The sequence below is a fragment of the Pseudomonas sp. URIL14HWK12:I5 genome, assembly GCF_900176445.1.
Classification (GTDB): Bacteria; Pseudomonadota; Gammaproteobacteria; order Pseudomonadales; family Pseudomonadaceae; genus Aquipseudomonas; species Aquipseudomonas monteilii.
This window is the reverse complement of the sequence record NZ_FWXQ01000008.1, coordinates 277,336-288,580: the sequence shown is the minus strand read 5'-3', so window position 1 is coordinate 288,580 and position 11,245 is coordinate 277,336. Positions and strand designations below refer to the sequence as shown.

Sequence of the window (11,245 nt, the reverse complement as noted above, 5' to 3'; positions counted from 1 at the left end):
TTTCGCCTGTACCGGCCTCGTCGCGGGCTTGCCCGCGAAGAGGCCGGCATATCCAACCTAGCCCTCAAGCCCCCTCGGCGCTGGCCCTTCCCCCTCCCAATGGCCTAGACTGCATTATTGCGTAAGCTCGCCCAAGGCCCTTGCATGTCCGACCCCCGCTATCAAATCGACGTCAGCGTCGTGACCCGTTACCTGAAAGAACAATCCGACCCCGAAAACAGTCGTTTCGCGTTCGCCTACACCATCACCGTGCAGAACAACGGCTCGCTCAAAGCCAAGCTGTTGTCGCGGCACTGGCTGATCACCAATGGTGACGGCGAAGTCGAGGAAGTGCGCGGCGCCGGTGTGGTTGGCCAGCAACCCAACATCGACCCGGGCCAGAGCCACACCTACAGCAGTGGTGCAGTTATCAGCACCCGCGTGGGCACCATGCAGGGCAGCTACCAGATGTTCGCCGAAGACGGTAAGCGCTTCGACGCCGAAATCGAGCCCTTCCGCCTGGCGGTGCCCGGGGCGCTGCACTGATGGCTACCTACGCCGTTGGCGATCTGCAAGGCTGCCTGCAACCTCTCAAGTGCCTGCTTGAACGCGTCAATTTCAACCCGGCCGTCGACCGCCTGTGGCTGGTCGGCGACCTGGTCAATCGCGGCCCCGAGTCGCTGGAAACCCTGCGCTTCCTGTACTCGATCCGCCAGTCGCTGGTCTGCGTGCTGGGTAATCATGACCTGCACCTGCTGGCGGCTTGGCACAACGTCGAGCGCCTCAAGAAAAGCGACACCCTGCGCGAAATCATCGAAGCGCCGGATGCCGATCAGCTGTTCGACTGGCTGCGCCAGCAAAAGCTGCTGCATTACGACGAGGCACGCGGCATTGCCATGGCGCACGCCGGCATCCCGCCACAGTGGACGCTCGGCCAGGCACTTGGTCTGGCGGCTGAGGTGGAAGAAGTACTGCGCGACGATGGCCGACTGAAGCTCTACCTCGACGGCATGTACGGCAACGAGCCGAACAAGTGGAGCAAGAACCTCACCGGCGTCGAACGCCTGCGGGTCATCACCAATTACTTCACCCGCATGCGCTTCTGCACCGCCGAGGGCAAGCTCGACCTCAAGAGCAAAGAGGGCCTGGGCACCGCACCCAAGGGCTACAAGCCCTGGTTCGCACACAAGGACCGCCGCTCGCGGCATGTGAAGATCATCTTCGGCCACTGGGCCGCCCTCGAAGGCCGCGCAGACGCGCCAGGCGTCATCGCACTGGACACCGGCTGCGTGTGGGGCGGCGCCATGACCCTGTACAACGTCGACAGCGGCGAATACCACCGCTGCGACTGCGCCGACGACGGCACCCTGCGCCAGCCGACACAACCCACTACACTCAACGACCACACCTGAAGGAAGTAGTACCCATGAGCGAATTCAAGCGCATCCCTCCCGAGCAGGCCTTGGAGCTTCGCAAGCAAGAAGGTGCGGTCGTCGTCGACATTCGCGACCCGCAGGCCTTCGCCGCCGGCCACATCACCGGTGCCCAGCATCTGGATAACCATTCGGTTGCCGAGTTCATCCGCAATGCCGACCTCGACGCCCCGACCCTGGTGGTCTGCTATCACGGCAACTCCAGCCAGAGCGCTGCCGCCTACCTGGTAGGCCAAGGCTTCTCCAACGTGTACAGCGTGGACGGCGGCTTCGAACTGTGGCGCGCCACCTACCCGGCCGAGACCGCCCAAGGCAGCGCCGAATAAATATTTTCATTTTTCCTGCAGCCCGCGCCCCGTGCGGGCTTGCGGCTTATCTGACGAACGGTCGTTCGTAACTTCTGCCCACCTCGCCCCTTGACCTTGCAGATAACCAACTACGCTTAAGCTCAGGCCATCCAAAAAAGGGGAGAGCCGGTACACCGGCGTGCGGGTCATCGGTAGCGTTACAGGGTGTTCTGGGGGGTTTACAGCAATCGGCGAACCCGGTTGCATGCCAGCATCAGCTGACTGATCCGGCGTCGTCTCCACGTATCGAGCGAGGTGACGTCATGAGTATTTTTAGCCACTTCCAACAACGTTTCGAGTCTACGCGCCAGGAAGAACTCTCGCTGCAGGAGTACCTCGAGCTGTGCAAAGAGGATCGCAGTGCCTACGCATCGGCGGCCGAACGGCTGTTGCTGGCCATCGGTGAGCCAGAGCTGATCGACACCTCTACCAACTCCAGGCTGTCGCGCATCTTTTCCAACAAGGTTATTCGCCGCTATCCGGCCTTTGCCGACTTCCATGGCATGGAAGAGTGCATCGACCAGATCGTTTCGTACTTCCGTCACGCCGCCCAAGGCCTGGAAGAGAAGAAACAGATCCTCTATCTGCTGGGCCCGGTGGGCGGCGGCAAGTCGTCGCTGGCCGAAAAACTCAAGCAGCTGATGGAAAAGGTGCCGTTCTACGCCATCAAGGGTTCACCGGTGTTCGAGTCGCCCTTGGGTTTGTTCAACGCCACCGAAGATGGGGCCATTCTCGAGGAAGAGTACGGCATCCCACGGCGCTATCTGAACACCATCATGTCGCCATGGGCCACCAAGCGTCTGCAGGAGTTTGGCGGCGATATCTCCAAGTTCAAGGTAGTGAAACTCTACCCGTCGATTCTCAACCAGATCGCCATTGCCAAGACCGAGCCCGGCGATGAGAACAACCAGGACATCTCGGCCCTGGTCGGCAAGGTCGATATCCGCAAGCTTGAAGAGTACCCACAGAACGACGCCGATGCTTACAGCTACTCGGGCGCGCTGTGCCGGGCCAACCAGGGCCTGATGGAATTCGTCGAAATGTTCAAGGCGCCGATCAAGGTCCTGCACCCCTTGCTCACTGCCACCCAGGAAGGCAACTACAACAGTACCGAAGGCCTTGGGGCCATTCCCTATACCGGTATCCTGCTGGCGCACTCCAACGAATCGGAGTGGCACACCTTCCGCAACAACAAGAACAACGAAGCGTTCATCGACCGGATCTACATCGTGAAGGTGCCGTACTGCCTGCGCGTCAGCGATGAGATCAAGATCTACGACAAACTGCTGGTCAACAGCTCGCTGTCCAAGGCCCATTGCGCGCCGGATACACTCAAGATGCTGGCTCAATTTACGGTGCTTTCCCGCCTTAAAGAGCCGGAAAACTCCAATATCTATTCCAAGATGCGCGTTTACGACGGGGAGAACCTCAAGGATACCGATCCGAAGGCCAAGTCGATCCAGGAATACCGTGACTCCGCTGGCGTTGATGAAGGCATGAACGGCCTTTCGACCCGCTTCGCCTTCAAGATCCTGTCCAAGGTGTTCAACTTCGACCCACACGAGATTGCCGCCAACCCGGTGCACTTGCTGTACGTGCTGGAACAGCAGATCGAACAGGAACAGTTCCCGGCGGAAGTGCGCGAACGCTACCTGCGCTACCTGAAGGAATACCTGGCACCACGCTACATCGAGTTCATCGGCAAGGAAATCCAGACGGCCTACCTGGAGTCCTACAGCGAATACGGCCAGAACATCTTTGACCGCTATGTGCTGTACGCCGACTTCTGGATTCAGGACCAGGAATACCGCGACCCGGAAACCGGCGAAATCCTCAACCGCATCGCCCTCAACGAGGAGCTGGAAAAGATCGAGAAACCGGCCGGCATCAGCAACCCGAAAGACTTCCGCAACGAGATCGTCAACTTCGTACTGCGCGCACGCGCCAACAACAACGGCAAGAATCCAAGCTGGCTGAGCTATGAAAAACTGCGGGTCGTGATCGAGAAGAAAATGTTCTCGAACACCGAAGACCTGCTGCCCGTCATCAGCTTCAACGCCAAGGCCAGCAAAGAGGACCAGAAGAAACACAACGACTTCGTCACCCGGATGGTGGAGCGTGGATACACCGACAAACAGGTGCGCCTGCTGTCGGAATGGTACCTGCGGGTCAGGAAATCGCAATAAAGCGACAAGCTATACACCGCGCGCCCAAGGCTGCCATGCCGGCCTTGGGCGGCGGCAGCTGCTTTGCTGCCATGACGTGCAGCAGCTCGTAGCTTGAAGCGTGCAGCTGTTCCCAGCTACCGGAGGGACCATGAGCTACGTTATCGACCGACGCCTGAACGGCAAGAACAAGAGCACGGTCAACCGCCAGCGCTTTTTGCGGCGGTACCGCGAACACATCAAGAAGGCCGTCGAAGAGGCGGTGAGCCGCCGTTCCATCATGGACATGGAACATGGCGAGCAGATCAGTATTCCCGGTCGCGACATCGACGAACCGGTGCTGCACCATGGTCGCGGGGGCAAACAGACCATCGTGCATCCTGGCAACAAGGAATTCACTGCAGGTGAACACATCCCAAGGCCGCAAGGCGGTGGGGGTGGCGGCGGTGGCCGTGGCAAGGCCGGTAATTCCGGCGAAGGCATGGACGAATTCGTCTTCCAGATCACTCAGGAAGAGTTCCTCGAATTCATGTTCGAAGACCTCGAACTGCCCAACCTGGTCAAGCGTCACCTGACAGGCGCCGACACCTTCAAGACCGTGCGCGCCGGTATCGCCAATGAAGGTAACCCATCGCGCATCAATATCGTGCGTACCCTGCGCTCGGCCCATGCCAGGCGTATCGCCCTGACCGGAAGCAGCCGCGCACTGCTGCGCGAAGCACAAAAGGAACTCGCCCGCCTGCGGGTCGAAGAACCGGACAATTTCACCGATATCCAGGAAGTCGAACAGGAAATCGAACGCTTGAAGGCGCGCATCAACCGCCTGCCCTTCCTCGATACCTTCGACCTCAAGTACAACCTGCTGGTCAAGCAGCCCAACCCCAGCTCGAAGGCGGTGATGTTCTGCCTGATGGACGTGTCCGGCTCGATGACCCAGGCCACCAAGGACATCGCCAAGCGCTTCTTCATCCTGCTGTACCTGTTCCTCAAGCGTAACTACGACCGCATCGAAGTGGTGTTCATCCGCCACCACACCAGCGCCCGGGAAGTCGACGAGGAAGAGTTCTTCTACTCGCGGGAAACGGGCGGCACCATCGTTTCCAGCGCACTCAAGCTGATGCAGGAGATCATGGCTGAACGCTACCCGGCCAGCGACTGGAACATCTATGCCGCGCAGGCCTCCGACGGCGATAACTGGAACGACGACTCGCCCATCTGCCGCGAGATCCTCTCCAAGCAGATCATGCCGCATGTGCAGTACTACACTTACGTCGAGATCACTCCCCGTGAGCACCAGGCGCTGTGGTATGAATACGAACGCATCGGTGAAGCCTACCCCGATACGTTCGCTCAGCAGCAGCTGGTATCGGCCGGCGACATCTACCCGGTCTTCCGTGAACTCTTCCAGCGCAGGTTAGCCACATGACCGCCAGAGCACAGAGACGCCAACCCATTTCCACCGGGTCCGAGTGGACGTTCGAGCTGATCCAGACCTACGATCGGGAAATCAGCCGCCTGGCCGAGCGTTACGCCCTGGACACCTACCCCAACCAGATCGAGGTGATCACGGCCGAGCAGATGATGGACGCCTACGCCTCGGTCGGCATGCCGCTGGGCTATCACCATTGGTCCTACGGCAAGCAGTTCCTCAGCACAGAAAAGTCGTACAGCCGTGGCCAGATGGGCCTGGCCTACGAGATCGTGATCAACTCCGACCCGTGCATCGCCTACCTGATGGAAGAAAACACCATGTGCATGCAGGCACTGGTGATCGCCCATGCCTGCTACGGGCATAACAGTTTCTTCAAGGGCAACTACCTGTTCCGCACCTGGACTGACGCCAGTTCGATCATCGACTACCTGGTGTTCGCCAAGCAGTACATCGCCCAGTGCGAAGAGCGTCATGGCATTGATGCAGTGGAAGACCTGATCGACTCCTGCCATGCCCTGATGAACTACGGTGTCGACCGCTACAAGCGGCCCTACCCCATTTCTGCCGAGGAAGAGCGGCGTCGGCAACAGGAGCGCGAGGAGCACCTGCAGCGCCAGATCAATGACCTGTGGCGCACCATTCCGAAAAGCGCGGGAAAGGGTAACGACCGCGATGACGGGCGTTTCCCCGCCGAACCTCAGGAAAACATCCTGTATTTCATCGAGAAAAACGCCCCGCTGCTTGAACCCTGGCAGCGCGAAGTGGTGCGCATCGTGCGCAAGATAGCCCAGTACTTCTACCCGCAGCGCCAGACCCAGGTAATGAACGAAGGCTGGGCGACGTTCTGGCACTACACCCTGATGAACGACCTGTACGACGAGGGGTTGATTACCGAAGGCTTCATGATGGAGTTCTTGCAGTCGCACACCAGCGTGGTGTTCCAGCCTGGCTTCGACAGCCCGTACTACAGCGGCATCAACCCGTACGCATTGGGCTTTGCCATGTACACCGACATCCGCCGCATGTGCGAAAACCCGACCGAGGAAGATCGCCGCTGGTTCCCCGACATTGCCGGCAGTGACTGGCTTTCTACCATCAAGTTCGCCATGAGCAGCTTCAAGGACGAAAGCTTCATCCTGCAGTACCTGTCACCCAAGGTGATGCGCGACCTCAAGCTGTTCAGCATCCTCGATGACGACCAGCGCGACGACCTGCTGGTGCCCGCGATTCACGATGAAGCCGGGTATCGGGTGATTCGTGAGCAACTTGCAGCACAGTACAACCTGGGCAACCGTGAACCGAACGTGCAGATCTGGAGCGTCGACCGCCGTGGCGACCGCTCGCTGACCCTGCGCCACCAGCAGCACAACCGCAAACCGCTGGGCGACTCGACCGATGAAGTGCTCAAGCACCTGCACCGCCTGTGGGGCTTCGATATCCACCTGGAAACCGTGCAAGGTGAGCAGGTGATAAAGACCCATCACATGCCGCCGCGTGGCGAGCATGGCGAAAGCGCGGACTACGGGCGCATGGACCTGGCGGTCATCCACCACCTCTAGTGCAACGCCATGACGGCCGACAGGTTATCCTGTCGGCAGTTATGGAGAGCTGCACATGCACATCTACAAAGTCGGCGGCGCCGTGCGCGACCGCCTGCTCGGCCGCCCGGTCAGCGATATCGACTGGCTGGTGGTGGGCGCCACCGTCGAAGAAATGCTCGCCAATGGCTATCGGCCGGTCGGCGCCGATTTCCCGGTGTTCCTGCACCCGAAAACCGGCGAGGAATACGCGCTGGCGCGCACCGAGCGCAAGAGCGGGCGCGGCTATGGCGGTTTCACCTTTCACGCCAGCCCTGACGTGACCCTGGAAGAAGACCTGATCCGCCGCGACCTCACCATCAATGCGATGGCCGAGGATGAGGCGGGCACGGTGTACGACCCTTACCACGGCAAGGACGATCTTGATCAACGCCTTTTACGCCACGTTTCCCCGGCGTTTGCCGAAGATCCTTTGCGTGTGCTACGCGTTGCCCGCTTTGCTGCCCGCTATGCACCACTGGGTTTCCGGGTTGCCGACGAAACCCTGGAGCTGATGCGTCAGATCAGTGCCTCTGGCGAGCTGCAGGCCTTGACTGCCGAACGTAGCTGGAAGGAAATCGAGCGGGCGCTGATGGAAGCCCAACCGCAGGTGTTCTTCCAGGTGCTGCGCGCGTGCGATGCCCTACAGGAGCAACTGCCCGAGCTTCTAGACGATTCCCAGGCCCTGGCGGCGCTGGAGCAAGCAGGTTTGCACAAGCAGCCACTGCACATACGCTGGGCCTGCCTGCTGCATGGGCTGGAACCAGCATCGATCAAAGCCGTCAACCAGCGCCTCAAGGCGCCGCGGGAATGCCAGGAATTGGCACTGCTGACAGGGGAATGCCTGGCACAGGGCAATCATGCGCTGGATTTACCTGCTGCGACACTGCTGGAGCTGTTGCAAAAGTTCGATGTGTATCGGCGACCGCAGCGGTTCGAGGACTTCATTGCCACGTGCGAGATGGTGGCGCTGGGTGATGGCAAGGAGGGTTATCCACAGGCAGCTTATCTGCGGGGTGCATCCACCGCAGCGCGAGCGGTGGATGTGAAGCCCTTGGTGCAGGCCGGGCTGACGGGCCAGGCACTGGGCGAGGCGCTGAAGGCTGAGCGATTGAAGGCGATTGAAGCCTACATCGGTGTTGCAGAAGGGTGATTTTTCGGCTGCCCGTACTGGCCCTTTCGCGGCTAAAGCCGCGAAAGGGCGGGTACAGACTTATGCCGGTGTCAACTGCAACCCACGCCATTCAAAGGCGACCGGCGCCAACACCTGATCGATCTGCGCCTCTTGCCACAACTTCGCCATGGTCTTGCCCGCCCCCGGATGCACCAGCTCAGGCGCCAGCAACGACAATGGCCACAGCACAAACGCGTTCTTCAGGATCTCGGCCCTGGGCAGCACCAGCCCATCGAACGTACCGTGCAAATCGTCATACATCAGCACGTCGATATCCAGCGGCAACCCTTTACGGTCCGGCGCATAGCGGCCATTGTCGGCCTCGATGAACTTCAGCCGGCGGTCCAGCTCGATCAAGGGCAACGCGGTTTGCCCGGTCACCACAAAGTTGATGAATGGCCCGCTCTTGATCCCCACCGCCTGGCTTTCGAACGCCGGTGAGCAGCGCATGTCGGTCAGAATGCCCGCCAGGGCATCGAGCCCGGCGCACAAATGCGCCTCGCGGTCGATGTTGCTGCCAAGGCCCAGGTAAACCGTGCTCAGAGACATCCGCGCTCGATCTCCACGCCTACACCACCTCGGGCCGCCGGCACCGCCCCCGGCTTGGTCAGTTTCAACCGCACCCACGGGATCTGGAACTCTTCCATCAAAGTGGCCACCAGGCGCTCGGCAAAGGTTTCCACCAACTCCAAGCGCGCCTGCTCGGCAAACGCCTGGACGCGCGCCGACACGCTGGCATAGTCCAGCGCCAGGCTCAGGTCGTCACCCGCCGCCGCCGGGCGGTTGTCCCAGGCAAAGCTCAGGTCCAGGCGCAAGCACTGGCGAATATCCCGCTCCCAGTCATAGGCACCGATGACGGTATCGACTTCCAGGCCTTCGATGAACACTCTGTCCAAGCACTTCTCTCCACAGCACGACAAGGGCGACTGGCGCCGTTAGAATCAGGGCGTCCTCGCCCGGAATAGTTAGCATGTTTTGGTTACTGGCGTTGCTCGCCTACCTGCTCGGCTCGCTGTCCTTCGCCATTGTCCTCAGCCGCCTTTCGGGCAGCCCGGACCCGCGTTCCAGCGGCTCAGGCAATGCCGGCGCCACCAACATGCTACGCCTGGCAGGCCGTAAACTGGCGATCCTGACCCTGCTTGGCGACCTGTGCAAGGGCCTTTTGCCGGTATTGCTTGCCCGCTTTGCCGGGCTGGACCTGCACGCGCAAGCCTGGGTAGGCGTATGTGCGGTGCTGGGCCACCTGTTCCCGCTGTATTTCTGCTTCCGCGGTGGCAAAGGCGTAGCCACCGCCGCCGGCATGCTCATGGGCCTGTACTTCCCGGCCGCGCTGCTGGCCATCGGCGCCTGGCTACTGACGTTCTACCTTACCCGTACCAGCTCGCTGGCGGCGCTGATTGCCACGCCACTGACCTTGCCATTGCTGGCCTGGCGCGAGCCGGAAGCCCTGCTACCGATCACCGTGCTGACGGTGATGATCGTGTGGCGCCACCGCAGCAACCTGCGCGACCTGTTTGCCGGGCGCGAACGGCACTTCTGAAACCTACAGCGGCGGCAACTGTTCCATCGGCCAGCGTGCCTGCACGCTGATGGCCAGGTCCTGCTGCTGCCCGGCCAACAGGCGCTGGCAGCCGGCGTAAGCGATCATCGCGCCATTGTCGGTACAAAACTGTGGCCGCGCGTAGTACACGTTGCCCTTGATGCTGCCGAGCATGTCCTCGAGGGAGGCCCGCAACGCCTTGTTGGCACTCACGCCACCGGCGATGACCAGGCGCTTGAGGCCAGCCTGCTTGAGCGCCCGCTTGCACTTGATGGTCAAAGTCTCCACCACCGCCTGCTGGAATGCCAGGGACACGTCGCAACGGGTTTGCTCACCGTCGTCGCCAGCATCCTTGCATTGCTGCCAGGTGTTGAGGGCGAAGGTTTTCAGGCCGCTGAAGCTGAACTCCAAGCCCGGGCGATCAGTCATCGGCCGTGGGAAAACGAAACGCCCAGGCACACCCTTTTCAGCAAGGCGCGCGATTTCCGGGCCACCGGGGTAGTTGAGACCGATCAGCTTGGCGGTCTTGTCGAACGCCTCACCGGCAGCGTCATCCAGGCTCTCGCCCATCAGTTCGTACTGGCCGATACCATCGACCCGAACCAACTGGGTATGCCCGCCGGAAACCAACAAAGCGACGAACGGAAACTCCGGTGGGTTTTCTTCCAGCATGGGCGCCAGCAAGTGGCCTTCCATGTGGTGTACGCCAATTGCCGGAATGTCCCAGGCAAAGGCCAGTGCCTGGGCGCAGGAAGCACCCACCAGCAATGCACCGACCAGGCCAGGGCCTGCGGTGTAGGCGATGGCGTCGATCTCGGTGGCGACGCAACCGGCCTCGTCCAGCACCTGGCGGATGAGCGGCAGCATGCGCTTGACGTGGTCACGCGAGGCAAGCTCGGGCACCACACCGCCAAACACGCGGTGCAGGTCGATCTGGCTGAACAGTGCGTCGGCCAACAAACCGCGTTCACTATCGTATAATGCGACACCAGTTTCGTCGCAGGATGTTTCCAATCCCAGTACTAGCATGGGTTCGTCCCTTGTGGGGGCTGAATTCGAAGCCGCGCATGATAGTCCCCGTGTCGGATGCCGACCAGCGGTTTTCGATCAGAGGCTTTGCATTCCGGCTTGCTAAGGGTTAACATCCGCAACCCTTGAAAACCGACGTTCTCCAGCACACCTTTGTTTTGCCAGGAGCACGTCTACCCCGGTAATGAATTAAGGTAGCCCTGGATGCCAGCCGTCAAAGTTAAAGAGAACGAACCCTTCGACGTAGCTCTGCGTCGTTTCAAGCGCTCCTGCGAAAAAGCCGGTGTACTGGCTGAAGTTCGTAGCCGCGAGTTTTACGAGAAGCCGACCGCAGAGCGTAAGCGCAAAGCAGCTGCCGCTGTTAAGCGTCACGCCAAGAAAGTTCAGCGCGAACAGCGCCGCGCCGTTCGTCTGTACTAATACAGGCGTTCAACGCAAAGCTTCTGCCCTGCCCGGCTAACCGCCGGGCGATGGCAGTGGTCGCTTCAAACTTGAGCAGCTAGCTCAAGGCCCTGCACAAGCGTCATGCGAACTGCACATGGGCAACCTGCCTGAAACGTCAGAGCTGG

General features: G+C 60.6%; 12 protein-coding genes. 9 read left to right on the top strand and 3 right to left on the bottom strand.

What is annotated here, in order from left to right; all coding sequences use genetic code 11:
* Nucleotides 1-144: 144 nt before the first annotated feature.
* From apaG to B9A31_RS19770, 7 genes are all read left to right on the top strand, one after another.
* Nucleotides 145-525 carry a Co2+/Mg2+ efflux protein ApaG gene (gene apaG, locus B9A31_RS19800; protein ID WP_019099225.1) on the top strand — a complete coding sequence of 127 codons (381 nt, stop codon included), beginning with the start codon at nt 145-147 and terminating at the stop codon, nt 523-525.
* A complete protein-coding gene (locus tag B9A31_RS19795; protein ID WP_016715768.1) occupies nt 525-1,391 on the top strand; it encodes a symmetrical bis(5'-nucleosyl)-tetraphosphatase in 867 nt (288 codons plus the stop codon). The genes apaG and B9A31_RS19795 overlap by 1 nt, the downstream gene beginning before the upstream one ends.
* A 14-nt stretch (nt 1,392-1,405) precedes the next feature.
* The gene (glpE, locus tag B9A31_RS19790; protein WP_016715767.1) at nt 1,406-1,738 is read left to right on the top strand and encodes a thiosulfate sulfurtransferase GlpE; all 333 of its coding nucleotides are present in this window, start codon (nt 1,406-1,408) and stop codon (nt 1,736-1,738) included.
* Between the two features lie 284 nt (nt 1,739-2,022).
* The gene (locus B9A31_RS19785) at nt 2,023-3,945 is read left to right on the top strand and encodes a PrkA family serine protein kinase (RefSeq protein ID WP_019097136.1); all 1,923 of its coding nucleotides are present in this window, start codon (nt 2,023-2,025) and stop codon (nt 3,943-3,945) included.
* 130 nt (nt 3,946-4,075) lie between these two features.
* Complete coding sequence (locus B9A31_RS19780; RefSeq protein WP_025754030.1) at nt 4,076-5,350, top strand: YeaH/YhbH family protein; 1,275 nt, start codon at nt 4,076-4,078, stop codon at nt 5,348-5,350.
* Complete coding sequence (locus B9A31_RS19775; protein ID WP_084297287.1) at nt 5,347-6,915, top strand: SpoVR family protein; 1,569 nt, start codon at nt 5,347-5,349, stop codon at nt 6,913-6,915. Before B9A31_RS19780 ends, B9A31_RS19775 begins: the two co-directional genes overlap by 4 nt.
* Before the next feature lie 55 nt (nt 6,916-6,970).
* On the top strand, nt 6,971-8,086 hold the full coding sequence (locus B9A31_RS19770; RefSeq protein ID WP_084297286.1) for a multifunctional CCA addition/repair protein: 1,116 nt from the start codon (nt 6,971-6,973) through the stop codon (nt 8,084-8,086).
* A gap of 60 nt (nt 8,087-8,146) precedes the next feature.
* Here the strand turns inward: B9A31_RS19770 and folK are convergent, their stop codons facing one another.
* Nucleotides 8,147-8,656, bottom strand: coding sequence for a 2-amino-4-hydroxy-6-hydroxymethyldihydropteridine diphosphokinase (folK, locus tag B9A31_RS19765; protein WP_019097140.1), 510 nt, complete (start codon nt 8,654-8,656; stop codon nt 8,147-8,149).
* On the bottom strand, nt 8,647-9,003 hold the full coding sequence (folB, locus tag B9A31_RS19760) for a dihydroneopterin aldolase (RefSeq protein WP_084297285.1): 357 nt from the start codon (nt 9,001-9,003) through the stop codon (nt 8,647-8,649). Before folB ends, folK begins: the two co-directional genes overlap by 10 nt.
* Nucleotides 9,004-9,077: 74 nt before the next feature.
* Here folB and plsY point away from each other — a divergent pair, with 74 nt between their 5' ends.
* Nucleotides 9,078-9,647: a glycerol-3-phosphate 1-O-acyltransferase PlsY gene (gene plsY, locus B9A31_RS19755; protein WP_016715760.1), complete on the top strand. Its 570-nt coding sequence runs from the start codon at nt 9,078-9,080 to the stop codon at nt 9,645-9,647.
* 3 nt (nt 9,648-9,650) lie between these two features.
* On the opposite strand, the gene tsaD is transcribed toward plsY, so the two are convergent.
* Entirely contained in the window at nt 9,651-10,676 is a 1,026-nt protein-coding gene (gene tsaD / locus B9A31_RS19750) for a tRNA (adenosine(37)-N6)-threonylcarbamoyltransferase complex transferase subunit TsaD (RefSeq protein WP_019097141.1), read from the bottom strand.
* 204 nt (nt 10,677-10,880) lie between these two features.
* Between tsaD and rpsU the strand changes: the two genes are divergently transcribed.
* The gene (gene rpsU, locus B9A31_RS19745; RefSeq protein WP_003255575.1) at nt 10,881-11,096 is read left to right on the top strand and encodes a 30S ribosomal protein S21; all 216 of its coding nucleotides are present in this window, start codon (nt 10,881-10,883) and stop codon (nt 11,094-11,096) included.
* Nucleotides 11,097-11,245: the final 149 nt, after the last annotated feature.